At 71.4% G+C, this 17,395-nt stretch carries 13 protein-coding genes; 11 read left to right on the top strand and 2 right to left on the bottom strand.

The window, feature by feature from the left end; genetic code table 11:
• Positions 1–3: 3 nt before the first annotated feature.
• Positions 4–474, bottom strand: coding sequence for a GNAT family N-acetyltransferase (locus IFT36_RS03605; RefSeq protein WP_159825071.1), 471 nt, complete (start codon positions 472–474; stop codon positions 4–6).
• A gap of 99 nt (positions 475–573) precedes the next feature.
• On the opposite strand from IFT36_RS03605, the gene IFT36_RS03600 reads away from it, so the two are divergent.
• The 5 genes from IFT36_RS03600 to IFT36_RS03580 all read left to right on the top strand — a co-directional run bounded on the left by IFT36_RS03600 (position 574) and on the right by IFT36_RS03580 (position 8,452).
• Positions 574–1,848 (top strand): ROK family transcriptional regulator, encoded by a 1,275-nt coding sequence (locus tag IFT36_RS03600; RefSeq protein WP_200412439.1) that lies wholly within the window; start codon positions 574–576, stop codon positions 1,846–1,848.
• Between the two features lie 216 nt (positions 1,849–2,064).
• Positions 2,065–3,453: an extracellular solute-binding protein gene (locus IFT36_RS03595; RefSeq protein ID WP_056043385.1), complete on the top strand. Its 1,389-nt coding sequence runs from the start codon at positions 2,065–2,067 to the stop codon at positions 3,451–3,453.
• Positions 3,454–3,457: 4 nt separating this feature from the next.
• Positions 3,458–4,444, top strand: coding sequence for a carbohydrate ABC transporter permease (locus tag IFT36_RS03590; protein ID WP_200412438.1), 987 nt, complete (start codon positions 3,458–3,460; stop codon positions 4,442–4,444).
• 2 nt (positions 4,445–4,446) lie between these two features.
• Positions 4,447–5,283: a carbohydrate ABC transporter permease gene (locus tag IFT36_RS03585; RefSeq protein WP_043594260.1), complete on the top strand. Its 837-nt coding sequence runs from the start codon at positions 4,447–4,449 to the stop codon at positions 5,281–5,283.
• A gap of 94 nt (positions 5,284–5,377) precedes the next feature.
• Entirely contained in the window at positions 5,378–8,452 is a 3,075-nt protein-coding gene (locus IFT36_RS03580) for an alpha-mannosidase (protein WP_200412437.1), read from the top strand.
• A 145-nt stretch (positions 8,453–8,597) separates the two neighbouring features.
• On the opposite strand, the gene IFT36_RS03575 is transcribed toward IFT36_RS03580, so the two are convergent.
• On the bottom strand, positions 8,598–9,524 hold the full coding sequence (locus IFT36_RS03575) for an ROK family protein (RefSeq protein WP_159825065.1): 927 nt from the start codon (positions 9,522–9,524) through the stop codon (positions 8,598–8,600).
• Positions 9,525–9,863: 339 nt separating this feature from the next.
• Between IFT36_RS03575 and IFT36_RS03570 the strand changes: the two genes are divergently transcribed.
• From IFT36_RS03570 to nagB, 6 genes are all read left to right on the top strand, one after another.
• Entirely contained in the window at positions 9,864–11,066 is a 1,203-nt protein-coding gene (locus IFT36_RS03570) for an ROK family transcriptional regulator (protein WP_200412436.1), read from the top strand.
• Between the two features lie 210 nt (positions 11,067–11,276).
• Entirely contained in the window at positions 11,277–12,605 is a 1,329-nt protein-coding gene (locus IFT36_RS03565) for an extracellular solute-binding protein (protein WP_200412435.1), read from the top strand.
• A gap of 106 nt (positions 12,606–12,711) precedes the next feature.
• Positions 12,712–13,713 carry a carbohydrate ABC transporter permease gene (locus tag IFT36_RS16335; RefSeq protein ID WP_200412434.1) on the top strand — a complete coding sequence of 334 codons (1,002 nt, stop codon included), beginning with the start codon at positions 12,712–12,714 and terminating at the stop codon, positions 13,711–13,713.
• Entirely contained in the window at positions 13,710–14,663 is a 954-nt protein-coding gene (locus tag IFT36_RS03555) for a carbohydrate ABC transporter permease (RefSeq protein WP_199736328.1), read from the top strand. Before IFT36_RS16335 ends, IFT36_RS03555 begins: the two co-directional genes overlap by 4 nt.
• Positions 14,664–14,667: 4 nt before the next feature.
• Positions 14,668–16,389 carry a beta-N-acetylhexosaminidase gene (locus IFT36_RS03550; RefSeq protein WP_200412433.1) on the top strand — a complete coding sequence of 574 codons (1,722 nt, stop codon included), beginning with the start codon at positions 14,668–14,670 and terminating at the stop codon, positions 16,387–16,389.
• 22 nt (positions 16,390–16,411) lie between these two features.
• Positions 16,412–17,197: a glucosamine-6-phosphate deaminase gene (nagB, locus tag IFT36_RS03545; RefSeq protein WP_123571241.1), complete on the top strand. Its 786-nt coding sequence runs from the start codon at positions 16,412–16,414 to the stop codon at positions 17,195–17,197.
• Positions 17,198–17,395 lie beyond the last annotated feature (198 nt).

The raw sequence follows: 17,395 nt of genomic DNA, 5'->3' as shown, positions 1-17,395 counted from the left end.
GGCTCAGACCTGTGACGACGCCAGGGTCAGTCCCGCGACGTGCTCGCCGTAGGGCGTCTCGCCGATGACCTCGAAGCCGATGTGGTGGAAGAAGTCCTCGGGCCCGTCGTCACCCGGCTCGTAGATGACGGTGACCCGGTCGAAGCCGCGGCTGCGGGCCTCGTCGGCGAGGGCGTGCACGGCGAACCGGCCGATGCCCCGGCCCTGGGCGTCGGCCTCGACGTTGATGCGCCAGATGCAGCTGCGCAGCGCCTCGTCGTCGGCCTCGGCGTCGAAGTTGCCCATGATGAAGCCGACCACCGTGCCGTCGTCGTCGACCACGACGCGGGGCCAGGCGGTGGTCGGGTTGACGTACGCCTCGGCGATGGAGTGCGAGACGGGGGCGACGAACTGCTCTTGCCCCGGCTTGAGGGTGAGGTTGTTGGCCGCGACGACGGTGGCGGCGGACAGTTCTTCGAGGCGCAGTCCAGACATGCGTTCAGGGTAACGGGGCGTTCCGACGGGCACCACCGTCGGGCGGATGACCGGGAGTGGTGCGCGCGCGACCCCCCGACGTCGTGGATGATGACGAGAATGAACCGCGGGACGAACCTGCCGGCGATCGGCGGCTACAACCGGTCGGTCGTGCTCGACGCCATCCGGCGGGAGAGCGCGGGCCTCAGCCGGACCGAGATCGCCGGGCGCACCGGACTCAGCCCCCAGGCCGTGACGAACGTCTCGCGCCGACTGATCGAGGCGGGGCTCATCCGCGAGAGCGGCACCGTCATCAGCGGTCCCGGCAAGCCCCGCACCATGCTGCAGCTCGAGTCCCGCGGGCGGTTCGCCGTGGGCGTGCACATCGACCCCGCCGTGCTGACGTTCGTCCTGCTCGACCTCGTCGGCACGGTCGTCGCCCACGCCCGAGAGTTGACGCCCTCGGCCAGCGAACCCGACGAGGTGGTGGCCCTGATGGCACGGGCCATCGACGGACTGGTCGTCACGAGCGGCGTCGACCGCGACCTGCTGCTGGGGGTCGGCATCGCCTCGCCCGGCCCGGTCGACATCGGGCCCGGCCTCGTGCTCGACCCCCCGATGATGCCCCTCTGGCGGCACGTGCCGTTGCGTCGGGCGCTCAGCGAGGCGACCGGCCTGCCGGTGCTGCTCGAGAAGGACGTCACGGCCTGCGCGGTCGCCGAGCTCTGGCTCAGCGACGGAGGCGCGGGTGAGCGCAGCGACTTCGCCTTTGTCTACTACGGCACCGGTTACGGCACCGGGCTCGTGCTGGGCGGCGACGTGCTGCGCGGGGCCAGCGCGAACGCGGGGGACTCGGGGCACGTGATGGTCGACGACCACGGCCACCGCTGCACCTGCGGGCGCATCGGCTGCGTCGGGGAGCTCATCACGCCGCACGCCCTCGTGCGGGAGGCCGCGGCCACGGGAGTGCTGGTCGAGGGGGACGTCTCGGACGAGGCGCTCGCCGAGGCGGCTCGCAGCGGGGACGACGTCGACATGCGCCGCATCGACGAGGCGTTCGGCGCCCTGGTCGGCAAGGCCGACCTGGGAGACGCGGGCGCCCTCGGGGTGCTGCACGGCGCGGGCCGACACCTCGCGCGTGCCCTCGTGACCATCGTCAACCTGCTCGACCTCGACGAGGTCGTCTTCGGCGGCCCGTTCTGGGCGCCGCTGTCGCGGCACGTCCTCGCGGTGCTGCCGGCCGCGCTCCGCGACGACCCGGCGCTGATCCCGAAACACCCGATCCGGCTCGTCGAATCGTCGATCGGCATCGACGTCGCGGCCGTCGGAGCCGCCTGCCTCGTGCTCGACCAGACGTTCTCGCCGCGACCCTCCGCCCTGCTGATCCGCGCCTGACGGGGCCGACCCGCGCCTCCTCGGGTCCCGACCCGCGCCTCCTGCGGTCCCGACCCGCGCCTCCGGGGCTACCGACCCGCGCCTCCCCGGCTCGTGCGCCGTTACCGGACCGATGCGGTCCGGCGTCTTGACACGAGTTACTCCATACGATGTAGTAATCGCATCGCGGTCGGGCAGAGCAGCCCGGCGCCGACGCGACTGGAGCAAAGGAGCACCATGTCACGCACGTTCACCTCGGTCCGGGGGCGCAAGCGCGCACTGGCCGTCGCCGCCGCAGCGGTCGCCACGGCCCTGCTGGCCTCGGGTTGCTCGGGGGGCGCCGGCAGCGGCGACTCCGACACCATCAAGGTCGCGTACCAGAAGTTCGGGACGTTCACGCAGATGGACGCCCACATGAAGGAGACCGCGAAGACCTTCGAGGCGGCCAACCCCGGCATGAAGGTCGAGTTCGTGCCCATCGCGGCGCAGAACGACGACTACTTCACCAAACTCGCGCTGATGAACCGGTCGGCGGCCACCGCGCCCGACGTCATGTACGAGGACACCTTCAAGGTCAAGAGCGACGCAGCCGCCGGCTACCTGCTGCCGCTCGACGAGTACACCGACGCGTGGGAGGACTGGGACGCGTTCTACGACAACGCCAAGGAGGCCGGCGTCGGCGAGGACGGCAAGACCTACGGCATCCCGATGGGCACCGACACCCGGGCGCTCTGGTACAACAAGGACCTCTTCGCGCAGGCCGGCCTGCCCGTGCCGTGGGAGCCGAAGACCTGGCAGGACGTGCTCGACGCGGCCGAGACGGTCAAGGCGAAGGTGCCCGACGTGGTCCCGCTCAACGTGTACTCGGGCAAGCCGCAGGGCGAGGGCGCGACCATGCAGGGCTTCGAGATGCTGCTGTACGGCACGCCGACCGGCACCCTGTACGACGACGAGACCGGCAAGTGGCTCACCGACTCGCAGGGCTTCGTCGACTCGCTCGGCTTCATCGAGGACGTCTACCAGGGCGGCATCGGACCGAAACCCGAGGAGGCGCTGGACACCAACATCGCCACCATCGTCGGTGGGGAATGGCTCCCGCAGGGCAAGCTCGCGATCGCCCTCGACGGATCGTGGATGAGCGGCACCTGGCTCGAGACCGGCACCAACCCGTGGCCCGAGTGGAACGACGTGATGGGCCAGGCGCCCATGCCCACCCAGGACGGTGCGAAGCCGGGTGCGACGAGCATGTCGGGCGGCTGGACGCTGGCCGTCGGCTCGAAGACGAAGAACCCCGACAAGGCGTTCGAGTTCATCGCCGACGCCCTCGACAAGGACGGTTCGCAGAGCTACGACATCGCCGCCAGCCAGATCGCAGTGCGCAGCGACGTCGCCGAGGACCCCGAGTACGTCGGCAGCAACCCGACCTTCGAGTTCTTCTCGTCGATCGTGCCGGTGACGCACTTCCGTCCGGCGACCACCGACTACAGCCGCATCTCGAACGAGATCACCGTCGCGATGGAGGCCGTCATGACGGGCCAGCAGAGCCCCGAGGAGGCGGCCGCCGCCTTCGACGACCAGCTGGTCGGCATCGTCGGTGAGGACCAGACGCAGAAGGCGGGGGACTAGCCACATGGCGACCATCGCCCCCACCCCGGTCGGCCGTGAGAGCGGCCGACCGGGGGCCTCCGGGCCCGGCCCCGGGCCCCACGGCGAGAAGCCGGGTCGCCGGGCGGGGGCGTCGAAGGCGCGCGCCCTGCGCACCGGCGCCCGCACCCTGCCGCTCGTCCCGGCCTTCGTCCTGCTGGCCCTGTTCCTGCTGGGGCCCGTCATCTCGAGCTTCTACGGCTCGTTCACCGACGCGTCGCTGACCGGCTACGCCGCCGGCGGCTCGGAGTTCATCGGCCTGCGCAACTACACCGAGCTGTTCGCCGACCCGGACTTCCCGAAGTCGGTGCTGCTGACGCTCGCCTTCGTCTTCTTCTCGGCCGTGGTGGGCCAGAACGTCGTCGGCCTGGGGCTCGCGCTACTGATGCGGAACGGCCACAAGGTCGTGCGCTCGATCGTCGGCACGTTCGTCATCGCCGCGTGGGTGCTGCCCGAGATCGTCGCCGCCTTCGCGGCGTACGCGTTCTTCAACGACGCGGGCACGCTCAACACGGTCCTGTCGTGGTTCGGCATCACGGGCGCCAACTGGCTCTACGCGATGCCGATGCTCTCGGTGATCCTCGCCAACATCTGGCGTGGTGCCGCGTTCTCGATGCTCGTCTACTCGGCGGCGGTGCAGGAGGTGCCCCCCGAGATCACCGAGTCGGCGGAGGTCGACGGCGCCACCGGTTGGCAACGCCTGGTCTTCATCACGCTGCCGGTCATCCGACGGAGCATCTCGACCAACCTCATGCTGACCACGTTGCAGACGCTCTCGGTGTTCACCCTGATCTACGTGATGACCGGCGGCGGGCCCGGCGTCAACAGCACGACCCTGCCGATCCTGGCCTACCAGGAGGCGTTCCAGTTCTCGCAGCTCGGCTTCGGGACCGCCATCGCCACGATCATGCTGCTCGTCGGCGCGGTCTTCTCGATCATCTACATCAGGGCCCTCAAACCGGAGGTCGACTGACCATGGCCATGACCTCACCCAGCGGCCGCAGCATGAAGGCCGTCTCGAACGCCGTGCTGATCGTCATCGCGATCTGCTTCGCCGTCCCGCTCGCCTGGCTGCTGCTGGCCTCGTTCGACCCGTCGGCCACGCTGTCGGCGAAGGTGCCGTCGCAGTTCACGCTCGACAACTTCACCGCCGTGCTGACGCCCGAGATCTCGTTCGTCCCGCTCGCCAACAGCCTCATCGTGTCGGGCGGCTGCGCCCTGGTGACCGTCGTCGTGGCGATCCTCGCGGCGTACCCGCTCTCGCGGTACCGGATGCGAATCAACAAGCCGTTCCTCTACGGCATCCTCTTCGGCACCGGCCTGCCCATCACCGCGATGATGGTCCCCGTCTACAGCCTGTTCGTCTCGCTGAACCTGATCGACTCGATCGGCGGCACGGTGTTCTTCCTGGCCGCGACCAGCCTGCCGATGGCGATCTGGATGGCGAAGAACTTCATGGACTCGGTGCCGATCTCGCTCGAAGAGGCCGCGTGGACCGACGGGGCCTCGATGTTCTCGACCCTGACGCGCATCGTGGTGCCGCTCATGCGGCCGGGCATCGCCGTGGTGTTCATCTTCGTGTTCATCCAGGCCTGGGGGAACTTCTTCGTGCCGTTCGTCCTGCTGCTCAGCCCCGACAAGCAGCCGGCGGCCGTGAGCATCTTCAACTTCTTCGGGCAGTACGGCTCGGTGGCGTACGGCCAGCTGGCGGCGTTCTCGATCGTCTACTCGGTGCCCGTCATCGCGTTGTACGTCCTCGTCTCGCGGACCCTCGGCGGCTCGAACGCGCTGGCCGGCGCCGTGAAGGGGTGAGGCGCCTCCCCACCAGTGCCCCCGCCGCCCTCCCGGTCCACAGAACGACCCGCCCCACCGTGCGCCCCGGCGCGCCCGTCAGGAGACTGATCCCATGCACGACAACACCGTCCTCGTCGAGGCCCGCATCGACCGCTTCGTCCGCGACCGCATCACCCCGGCGGTCTACCGCCGGGCCGTCCCGCTGACGATCACGGCCTGGGAGGCACCGGGTGAGCCGGTCCCCTTCGCCGAGGCCGTCTCGCAGACGTTCGCGCCGTTCGCCGTCGGCTCGCCGTGGAGCAGGCCGTGGGGCACCACGTGGTTCCACGTCACGGGGACGGTGCCCGACGATCTCGGCACCGACCCGGCGACCGCCCTCGAACTCGTCGTCGACCTGGGCTTCAGCATCAGGCAGCCCGGGTTCCAGGCCGAGGGCCTCGTCTGGCGACCCGACGGCACGATCGTCAAGGCCATCGAGCCGTACAACGGCTACGTGCCGCTGACGGCGATCGGCGCGGGCGTCACCCCGGGCAGCACGATCGACGTCTACGTCGAGGCCGCGTCGAACCCCGACATCGGTGGCGACGACTTCCACGGCGAGACACCGCTCGGCGACCCCGAGACCGCGGGCGACGCCCCGATCTACGCCCTGCGCAGCATCGTGCTCGCCGAACGCGACGAGGTGGTCGCCGAACTCGACCGCGACGTCTGGACCCTCGTCGGGCTGATGCGCACCCTCGCGCTCACGTCGCCGCGACGGCACGAGATCCTGCGGGCGCTCGACCGGATGTGCGACGTCGTCGACCACGCGGACGTCGCGGGGACCGCGGCAGCCGGGCGTGCCGCGCTCGCCGACGTGCTCGCGGCACCGGCGAACGCGAGCGCGCACCGGGTCGTCGCGACCGGCCACGCGCACATCGACTCGGCCTGGCTCTGGCCCGTCCGCGAGACCCAGCGCAAGGTCGCCCGCACCTTCTCGAACGTCGTCGCCCTGATGGACGACGACCCCGACTTCGTGTTCGCCGCCTCGAGCGCGCAGCAGTACGCCTGGTTGAAGGAGCGCTACCCCGAGCTCTACGCGCGGGTGCGCGAGAAGGTCGCCGAGGGGCGGTTCGTGCCCGTCGGCGGCATGTGGGTCGAGTCCGACACGAACATGCCCGGCGGCGAGGCCCTCGCCCGGCAGTTCGTCGCGGGCAAGGGGTTCTTCCTCCGGGAGTTCGGCATCGACAACGACGAGGTGTGGCTGCCCGACTCATTCGGCTACACCGGGGCGATGCCTCAGATCGCCCGAGCGGCCGGCGCCAGCTCGTTCTTCACGCAGAAGGAGTCCTGGAACGAGACGAACCGCATGCCGCACCACACCTTCCTGTGGGAGGGCATCGACGGCAGTCGCGTGTTCACGCACTTCCCGCCCGTCGACACGTACAACTCCGACCTCTCGCCGGCCGAGCTCGCCCACGCCGAGAGCGGTTACGCCGAGAAGGGGTTCTCGAACGTCTCGATCGTCCCGTTCGGCTGGGGTGACGGCGGCGGCGGCCCGACCCGCGAGATGATGGCGGCCGCGCGCCGGGCCGGCGACCTCGAGGGCTCGCCCCGCGTGACCGTCGGCACCCCCGCCTCCTTCTTCGCGCAGGCACGGGCCGAGCTGGCCGACCCGGCCGTGTGGTCGGGCGAGATGTACCTCGAGTTCCACCGCGGCACGTACACGTCGCAGGCCCGCACCAAGCAGGGCAACCGTCGCAGCGAACACCTGCTGCGCGAGGCCGAGCTGTGGAGCGCCACGGCGACCGCCCGCGGCCTGCTCGACTACCCCTACGACGAGCTCGAAGAGATCTGGCACGTCGTGCTGCTCCAGCAGTTCCACGACATCCTGCCCGGGTCGTCGATCGCCTGGGTGCACCACGAGGCCGAGCGGCACTACGCGCGGGTCGCCCAGCAGCTCGAGGCGATCATCGGTTCGGCCCAGCGGGCACTGGCGGGGACGGGGTCGGCGACGACCACGTTCAACGCCGGGCCGGTCCCGTCGGCCGGGGTCGACGCCGCGGCCGGGTCGGCCGCGGGACGGGCCCAGGAGGCGGGGGTCGGGTCGGTGGCACCGGTGGCCTCCGACGGCGGCTGGGTGCTCGACAACGGGTCCGTGCGTGCGGTGTTCGACGGTGACGGCCTGGTCGCCTCGCTCGTCGACGCCACGTCGGGACGCGACCTCGTCGCCCCGGGAGCCCGGCTCGGGCTGCTGCAGCTCTTCCGCGACACCCCCAACCAGTGGGACGCCTGGGACGTCGACCAGGCCTACAAGAACGTCCGCACCGACCTGGTCGAGGCCGAGTCGGTCGTCGTCGACGGCGGCGCGCTCGTCGTCACCCGCCGCATCGGCGACTCGACCATCGTGCAGCGCTGGTGGCTCGACGACGGCGAGGGCGAACTGCACGTGCAGACCGAGGTCGACTGGCACGAACGGCAGAAGCTGCTCAAGCTGGCGTTCCCGCTCGACGTGCACGCCGACCGGGCGGCCTCCGAGGTGCAGTTCGGTCACGTGCAGCGCCCGACCCACCAGAACACGTCGTGGGACTTCGCCCGGTTCGAGACCGTCGCACACCGCTGGGTGCACGTCGCCGAGCCCGGCTTCGGCGTGGCCGTGGCGAACGACGCCACCTACGGCCACGACATCACGCGGAGCACCCGCGACACGGCCGAGGGCGGCGACGGCGGCACGACGACGCTCGTGCGCCAGTCGCTGCTGCGGGCACCGACGTTCCCCGACCCGCACGCCGACCAGGGGCGGCACGTGCTGCGCTCGTCCGTGCGGGTCGCGCCCGACGTGCTCGACGCCGCGACCGCGGGCTACCGCATGAACCTGCCCGTCCGACGGGTCGAGGGGTCGTCGGGCGCCGGGGTCGCTCCGCTGGTGTCGTCGTCGTCGCCGGCCGTGCTGATCGAGGCGGTCAAGCTGGCCGAGGACCGGTCGGGCGACCTGATCGTGCGGCTCTACGAGGCTCGCGGTGCTCGGGCGGCCACCACCGTCACGGTCGACGCCGACAGCGGGTTCGGCGAGGCGTGGCGCACCGACCTCATCGAGCGCGAGCTGGCGTCGGGCACGGCCGGGGCCGGTCGGTGGGCGTCGGGCTCCGCGGTCGAGTTGACGCTGCGCCCGTTCGAGATCGTGACGCTGCGGGTGGCCCGGGCGTAGCGCGGCACCGGCGGACACCGCACCGCGAGATGGTCACAGCACCAGGTTTTCTCCTGGTGCTGTGACCATCTCGTGGCGGTGTGGCGGTGTGGCGGTGTGGCGGTGTGGCGGTGTGGCGGCGTGGGGCGCAGGGTCGTGGTGGCGGTCAGAGGGCGGCGGCGACGGCCGTCGCGGGCCCGCGGGCGCCGATCGTCGCGGCACCGACGGCCGCCACGGGGAACCCCGGCGGCAGCAGCTCGATGCGCGACGACAGCTCGAGCGAGGCGAGGAACGGCGACCCCGCCGCCCACCGGTCGAGCACCCCGGCGACGTCGTCGAGCAGGGGGCGACCCAGGTTGCTGAGCCCGCCGCCGATCACGACGGAGTCCACGTCGGTCGTCAGGACGAGGAGGCGCACCGCGGCCGCCACCCCCGCCGCGAGGTCGGCACGCACGCGGACGGCCTCGGGGTCGCCGGCGTCGGCCGCCGCGAACAGCGCCACGGCCGGGTACGCCCCCTCCGTCGGCCAGTGACGGGACACCGCGGCACCGGCCGCGACGGTCTCGAGGCAACCGCGCTGCCCGCAGGGGCAGAGTTCGCCCCCGGGGTCGACGGGGACGTGACCGATCTCGCCCGAGACGCCCCGCGAGCCGCGCCAGAGTTCGCCGTCGACGACGAGGCCGGCAGCGAGGCCGGTGCCGAGGTTGAGGTAGCCGACGGACCCCGACAGCGACATGGCGAGGTACGCGCCGAGCGCGGCCGCGTTGACGTCGTTCTCGACCCGGACCGGGACCCCGAGCCGGGCGCTCAGCGTCGGACCCACGGCGACGTCGTCGAAGCCGATGTTCACGGCGTGCCGCACGCGACCCGTCGTGCCGTCGACGAGGCCGGGGATGCCGACGCCGACCGACTCGAAGGCCTCGACGGCGACGCCGGAGCGGTCCGCCAACGAGGCGACCGCCGTGGCCGCGTTCGTCAGCACGGCATCGGGGCCGAACCCCGTGGGCAGGCGGAGGCGATGGACGGGGGCTCCGGACCCGTCGACGACGACCGCGTCGATCTTGGTGCCGCCGATGTCGAGGCCGACCCTCACGGCCACTCCGTCGACCCGGCTGCGGACGGTCCCGCCGGCGCACCGCCGACGGCGCCGTGAGGCGCGGCGACGGACACGGTGGCGAGCGTGGACATGTTTGTTAGTAAAGCTTACGAACCTTGTCGCGGCAAGGGGTCGCGGCTCGTGGGTCGCCGTGTTTCGGGTGTTGACCGCCGGTGTTTCGTGTGCGTAAACTCGCCGCCACGCACCTTGACACGTGTTTGTAAGGCCCATTTACTAACGGCACGCCACCACGGCGACGCCACCCGGCACCGCTGCCGACGGGCCCTCTCACCGGGTCCGAGGTCGGCGACGATGCCGAGACGAGAGGACGCGCCCGTGACCAGCACGACGATCACCCGGCAGCAGCAGCCGCCGGTCCGCGCCCACAACCGGTCCCTCCTCCTGCAGGCCCTGTACCGCGACGGCTCCATGAGTCGAGCCGACCTCGCGCGTCGCTCGGGTCTGACGCGCCCCACCGTCTCCGCCCTCGTCGCCGAACTCATCGACGACGGCATCGCCCGCGAGCTCGGCGTCCGCGACGACGCGCGGGTCGGCAAGCCGGCGACGCTCGTCGGCATCGAGTCGGACGCCTTCCACATCGTCACGGTCGACCTGTCGAGTGCCGAGCGTTTCGTCGGGGCCGTCGTCGACCTGCGGGGCGGGGTCGTCGAGCGCGCCGGGGTCGAGCTCGACGGGGCCGTCGGCGAGGCCGCCGTGAGCCTGGTCGAGCGGCTCGTCGACGACCTCGCCTCGCGGACGACCCGCCGGCTGCTCGGGGTCGGCGTCGCGACCCCCGGCATCGTCGACCACGACGGCGTCGTGCGCACGGCCGTCCACCTCGGTTGGTACGACCTCCCGCTGCGGTCCCGACTGTCGGCCCGCACCGGTCTGCCCGTCCACGTGGGCAACGACTCCAACGCCGCGGCGATGGGAATCCGCACCTTCGGCGAGGAGGTCGGGAACGATGAGACCGGGCGGGGCGCGACCGGACCGGGCGCGACCGGACCGGCTGCAGCCGGGCAGAGCGGCGACGGGCGGTCTCCGGCGGGCCAGAGCCTCATCGTCGTCACGATCGACCACGGTGTCGGGGTCGGGCTGATCGTCGCCGGTGCGCTCGTCGAGGGCGACCAGTTCTCGGCCGGCGAGATCGGGCACGTGACGGTCGACGAGAACGGCGACGTGTGCGCGTGCGGCCGACGCGGCTGCCTCGAGGAGGCCATCGCCGCCCCGCAGCTGAGGGCGCGCCTCCGACAGCACGACGAAGGATCGCGCGGCGCCGTCCTCCACGAGGCCGGTCGCGCGCTCGGCATGGTGCTCGCCCCCATCGTCAGCGCGCTCAACATCGACGAGGTCGTGCTGTCGGGCCCGGCCGACCTGGTCGAGGGCGCGATGCTGCGCGCAGCCCGCGAGACCGTCCGGCAGCGCACGCTGTCCGCCGTCAGCAACGGCCTGACGATGCGGATCGCGGGCAGCGGCACCGACCTCGCCCTGCGAGGCGCCGCGTCGTTCGTGCTGCAGGCCGAACTGGGGTTGACGTGAGCCCGGCGTCGGCACGCCCGGCGTCGGCACGCCCGGCGTCGGCACGCCCGGTGCCCGGCTCGCCCGGGGCGACCGCCCCACCACAGACCTCGGGGGTCCACCCCCGGAGGCGGCGAGGGCCTCGGCCCGTGCCGCATTCCCGACCCGACGCTTGTGCGAGCGCGGGCCGGGACCACAGCGATGCGGCATCCCCGCTTCGAGAACGAGGAGATGAAATCGCGAATCCAACGCTACACGGCGGTCGGGGCCCTGGGCCTGGCCGCGGCACTCGCCCTGTCCGCCTGCTCGAGCTCGGGCACGGGCGGCAGCTCGTCCGACGAACCCCAGGCCGTGCCCACCACCAAGGGTGACGGCAAGACCCTGACTGTCTGGGTGATGACGGGCGACTACACGCCCGAGACCATCGATGCCGTCAACGAGGAGTTCACGAAGCAGACGGGCGCCGACGTCGACGTCCAGATCCAGCAGTGGGACGGCATCACCACCAAGATCAGCACGGCACTCGCCACGAGCACCCCACCCGACGTGCTCGACCTCGGCAACACGCAGGTCGCCAGCTACGCGGCCAACGGTGCACTCCTCGACCTGACGTCGTACCGCGACGACCTCGAGCAGGGTCAGACCTGGTTGACGGGCCTCGAGGAGCCCGCGACCGTCGACGACTCGCTCTACGCCGTGCCCGGCTTCGCCGGTGCCCGCGCCGTCATCTACAACAAGACGATGTGGGCCGAGGCCGGCGTGACCGAGGCGCCCACCACCTACGACGAGCTCACCGCCGACCTCGACAAGGTGAAGGCCGCGAACACGGCGTCCGACTTCTCGGCGTTCTACCTGCCCGGCCAGTACTGGTACGCGGGCATGCAGTTCGTCTGGGACGCCGGCGGAGAGATCGCCACGTCGAGCGACGGCACCTGGAAGGCGGGCCTGGCGAGCGACGAGGCGCAGCAGGGACTGGCCGACTTCACCGAGTTCCAGAACGCCTACTCGACGCCCGCCTCGCAGACCCTCGACACCGACGCCCCCGACCAGACGCAGGTCTTCGCGGACGGCAAGACGGCGACGATCCTGCACACCAACGGCTCGATCGACCTGATCCAGAAGGCCAACCCCGCCCTGACCGACGACGACTTCGGAACGTTCCCGATGCCGGGCAAGTCGGGCGAGACGCAGCCGGTCATGCTCGGCGGCTCGGACTGGGGCATCGCGGCCAAGAGCCAGAACTCCGACCTGGCCCTGCAGTGGACCAAGATCGCCACGAGCCCGGACATCCAGAGCGAGTGGGTCGTGGGCAACGACGGCTGGATCCCGAACAGCGAAGAGGGCATCGAGGCGGCCGGCAGCGTGGTGACGCCGATCCAGAAGGGCTTCTTCGACGCCGCCCTCAACTCGAAGGCCACCCCGGCCAGCGCGAACTGGGCGGCCCTCGAGGGCGACAAGAGCATCAACCAGCTCTTCTCCTCGGTGGTCTCGGGCTCGAAGTCGCCCGAGGCGGCCGCGAAGTCCTTCGACGAGGCCACCGACGAGGCGCTGAACGACTAGCACCGAGCCCTCGGCAGCACCCCGGGGGCGTCACGCGACCACCTGATCGCGCGACGCTCCCGCCCCCTCGACCCGCACCTCCTGGACTCGAACCGAAAGAGGAACCGTGGCCCTCTCGATCGCCCCCGGTCTCACCGAGACCCCGCCCGGCGCGGCACCCGACCAGAAGGGCGGCCGGCGCCCGAAGGCCGGACGGAAGGCCCCGGTGCGCCCCGGCGGGAAGCGCCAGCTCGCCCCGCTCTGGCTGCTGTCGCCCGCGGGCATCGTGCTGCTCGCCGTGACCGTCGCGCCCATCGTGTTCCTGGTCTTCACGTCGTTCACCGACTACGACCAGCGCTCGCTCTTCACCGGCGCGTACGACTCGGTCGGCGTGCAGCAGTACGCGACCCTGCTGGCCGACACCGACTTCTGGTGGTCGCTCGTCCGCACGCTGGTCTTCACGGCCGCGATGGTCGGCGGCAGCGTCCTGATCGGCACGGGCGTCTCGCACCTGCTCACCCGACTCGGCACGCCGATGCGCTACACGGTGACCGTCGTGCTGATCCTCGCCTGGGCGATGCCCAACGTGGCGTCGTCGATCGTCTGGAAGTGGCTGTTCCAGCCCGGCTACGGCGTCGTGAACTGGCTGTTGACCCGGACCGGCCTGGTGGGCGACATGACCAACGTCGACTGGTCGAACGACGCGGCCCTCGCCTACACGAGCATCTGGCTGCTGATCGTGTGGCAGGCGGTGCCCTTCATCGCGCTGACCATGTACGCCGCCGAGACGCAGATCCCGCTCGAGTACAAAGAGGCCGCGCGGCTCGACGGGGCGAGCGAGTGGCGCGTGTACCGGACCGTCACCCTGGTCTTCCTCAAGCCGACGCTGCTGCTGATCACGATCCTGTCGATCATCTGGGACTTCAACGTCTTCAACCAGATCTGGCTCGTCTCGGCCGGCGGCCCCGACGACGCCACCTCGACCCTCGGCGTCTTCACCTACGTCACCGCGTTCGTCGGCTTCGACATCGGGCAGGGCGCCGCCATCTCGGTGGTCACCACCCTGCTGCTCGTCGTGTTGACCGCGTTCTACGTCCGCAACCTCGTCCGATCCGGAGAAGACCTGTGACCACGACCGCACCCGCCGGCGTCGGCACCACGACGACCGAGACCGTCGCGCGCGACGAGAGAAGCAAGGAGGCGCGCTCGGGCCACGGCACCGGCCGCCCGTCGCCCGCCCGCCCGACCCGTCGCCGCCGGAAGCCCCGCTGGGTCAGCAACGCGATCGCGATCGTCTTCAGCCTCGTGTGGCTGTTCCCCGTCTACTGGATGGTCAACACGGCGTTCAAGCCGCGCCCCGAGGTGATGACGGCGACCCCGCTGTTCTGGCCGCAGAACCCGACCCTCGACAACTTCGTCGTCGCGGTGACGCAGTCCGACTTCTTCACGAACCTGCGCAACAGCGTGATCGTCGTGGTCGGGGCCGTCGTCTTCTCGATCGTGCTCGGACTGTTCGCCTCGGCCGCCCTGTCGCGGTTCCGGTTCCGGGGGCGGCGCACGATCATGGTGTTCATCCTGATCGTGCAGATGCTGCCGGCGACGGCCCTGTTGATCCCGCAGTTCCTGATCTTCAACAGCCTCGGGCTGCTCGGCACCTACGGCGGGCTCATCCTGGCGTACGTCGCGTCGACGCTGCCCTTCTCGATCTGGGTGATGCGCGGGTTCTTCCTGGCGATCCCGGTCGAGGTCGAGGAGGCCGCGCAACTCGACGGCGCGAGCACCTGGCAGGTGCTGACGCGGATCATGTTCCCGCTCGTGCTGCCCGGCATGATCGCGACGAGCATCTTCGCCTTCATCGCCGCGTGGAACGACTACCTCGTGGCCTACACGTTCATGAAGGACCAGTCGATGTACACGCTGCCGGTCTGGCTGGCCTCGTTCAGCACGCCGACCAGCGGCACCGACTTCGGCGGACAGATGGCGGCCTCGGTGCTGTTCTCCCTGCCGGTCGTCGTCTTCTTCATGATCATCCAACGCAACCTGGTGACCGGCATGTCCGCCGGCGCCGTGAAGGGCTGACCCCGTGACGACCGACTCCTCGACCCCCTCGACCACCAAGCGGGCCGGCACCGCGACCCCCGAGACCGCACCGGTCGCGATCGTGCCGCGTCCTGCCCGGCTGACCCGCGCCTCCGGGGCGTTCCGGCTCGACTCCGCGACACGCGTCTCGGCGCCCGACGAGCTGGCCGGCGTCGTCGCCTGGCTGCAGCAGGCGCTGCGCCCCGCGACCGGCCTGCCGCTCCGCGAGGGCAGCGCCGACGGAACCGGCATCTCGTTCGACCTGGACGCCTCGCTCGGCGCCGAGGCCTACCGGCTGGAGGCGCGACCCGCGGGGGTGCGCATCACCGGTGGCGACGCGGCCGGCGCGTTCCACGGGGCACAGGTGCTGCGACAGCTGCTGCCCGCGGCCGCCTACCGGACGGCCCTCGTGCCCGGGGTCGACTGGGTCGTGCCCGCCGTCGACGTCGAGGACCGACCACGTTTCGGCTGGCGGGGTACGCACCTCGACGTCGCCCGGCACTTCCTGCCCAAGCACGACGTCCTGCGGTTCGTCGACCTCATGGCCCTGCACCGCCTCAACACGCTGCACTGGCACCTCACCGAGGACCAGGGCTGGCGCATCGAGATCACGAAGTACCCGCGCCTGACCTCGGTCGGCGCGTGGCGGGGGTCGTCGCAGGTGGGGGCGGGGCCGGACGCGACCCAGGACGGCCGACCGCACGGCGGCTTCTACACGCAGGACGACATCCGCGAGGTGGTCGCCTACGCCGCGGCCCGCCACATCACGGTCGTGCCCGAGGTCGACGTGCCCGGCCACTCGATGGCGGCGATCACGGCGTACCCGCACCTCGGCGTCGGCGCCGTCGAGGTCGGCGGGACGCCCGTGGCGTCGCCCCGGCAGATCGCCGTGGGGACCGAGTGGGGCATCTTCGAGGACGTCCTCAACACCGAGCAGACGACCGTCGACTTCTACACCGACGTGCTCGACGAGGTGATGGAGCTCTTCCCGGGCACCTGGATCGGCATCGGCGGCGACGAGTGCCCCAAGGCGCAGTGGCGGGCCGACCCGCGCACGCAGGAGCTCATGCGGGACCGCGGCCTCGCCGACGAGGAGGAGCTGCAGGCGTGGTTCATCGGGCGGCTCGACGCGCACCTCACCGCGGCCGGGCGCCGCACCTTCGGGTGGGACGAGATCCTCGAGGGGAACGCCACGATGTCACCCGGCGCGACGGTCGCGTCGTGGCGGGGCATGACCGGCGCGATCACGGCGGCACGACGCGGCTACGACGTCGTGGCGTGTCCCGACGACCAGGTCTACCTCGACTACCGGCAGTCGGACGGGCCCGACGAACCGATCCCGGTGTCGATCCCGCTCACCCTGGCCGACGTGTTCGCGTTCGAACCGGTGCCCGCGCAGCTCACCGAGGACGAGGCCCGTCACGTGCTCGGAGGCCAGGCCAACATCTGGACCGAGCACATGGACTCGCCCCGCACCGTCGACTTCTTCGCGTTCCCCCGGTTGTGCGCCGTCGCCGAGGCGCTGTGGACGACCGAACCACGGGACTTCGACGACTTCTCCACACGGCTGGCCGTGCACCTCGGACGCCTCGACGCCCTCGGCGTCGAGTACCGGCGGGAGTCGGGGCCGCTACCGTGGCAGCAGCGTCCGGGCGTGCCCGGGCGGCCGGCCTCACGCGAAGAACGCGAGGCGTACATCGCGTCGGTCGTGGCCAACATCGTCTGACGCCTCGGCAGCAAGGAGCCCCATGGAGATCGTCATCGTCCGCGACGCCGACGAGGTCGGCCGTGTCGCCGCCCTCAAGATCGCGTCCGTCGTCCAGCGCGACCCCGAGGCCGTGCTGGGCCTCGCGACCGGGTCGTCGCCCACCGGCATCTACGCGTCGCTCGCGGCCCGGGTCGCGGCGGGCGAACTCGACTTCGGCCGCGCCTCCGGGTTCGCGCTCGACGAGTACGTCGGCATCCCGCTCGAGCACCCCGAGAGCTACGCCTCGGTGATCGAGCGCGACGTCGTCGTGCCCCTGGGCATGGACGCGTCGAAGGTCCACGTGCCCGACGGGCGGGCCTCCGACGTCGAGGCCGCGGTCGTCGAGTACGAGCGGGCCATCGCCGACGCGGGCGGCATCGACATCCAGATCCTCGGCATCGGGGCGAACGGGCACATCGGCTTCAACGAGCCCACCTCGTCCTTCGCGTCGCGCACCCGCATCAAGACGCTCGCCCCGCAGACCCGGGCCGACAACGCCCGGTTCTTCGACGACCCGTCGCAGGTGCCCACGCACTGCCTGACGCAGGGGCTCGGCACCATCCTCGACGCGCACGAGGTCGTGCTCGTGGCGCAGGGGTCGTCGAAGGCGTCGGCGGTCGCGGGCATGATCGAGGGGCCGCTCGGCGCGATGTGCCCCGGCAGCGCGTTGCAGTTGCACCGGCACGCCACGATCGTCGTCGACGAAGCCGCGGCGTCGCAGCTGCAGCTGGCGGACTACTACCGCTACACCTACGCGAACAAGCCCGTGTGGCAGCGCTTCGAGTAGCGCACCCGTCCTGGCGACGACCGCGGTGCTCCCGTGACGGCGGCGTCCGTGTGACGACGGCGTCCCCGTGACGACGCTGGTGCTCGCGGGCGGGACGGTCTGGGACGGGTCCGGAGGCGCGGGTCGCGTCGCGGACGTCGTCGTGCGCGACGGCGTGGTCGCGGCCGTGGGGCCCGGGGCCGCGGCGTCCGTGGGCGA

The sequence above is a fragment of the Frigoribacterium sp. CFBP 13605 genome, from assembly GCF_014839405.1.
Classification (GTDB): domain Bacteria; phylum Actinomycetota; class Actinomycetes; order Actinomycetales; family Microbacteriaceae; genus Frigoribacterium.
Note: the sequence above shows the minus strand (reverse complement) of the source record. Positions and strands in the feature narration are given on the sequence as shown.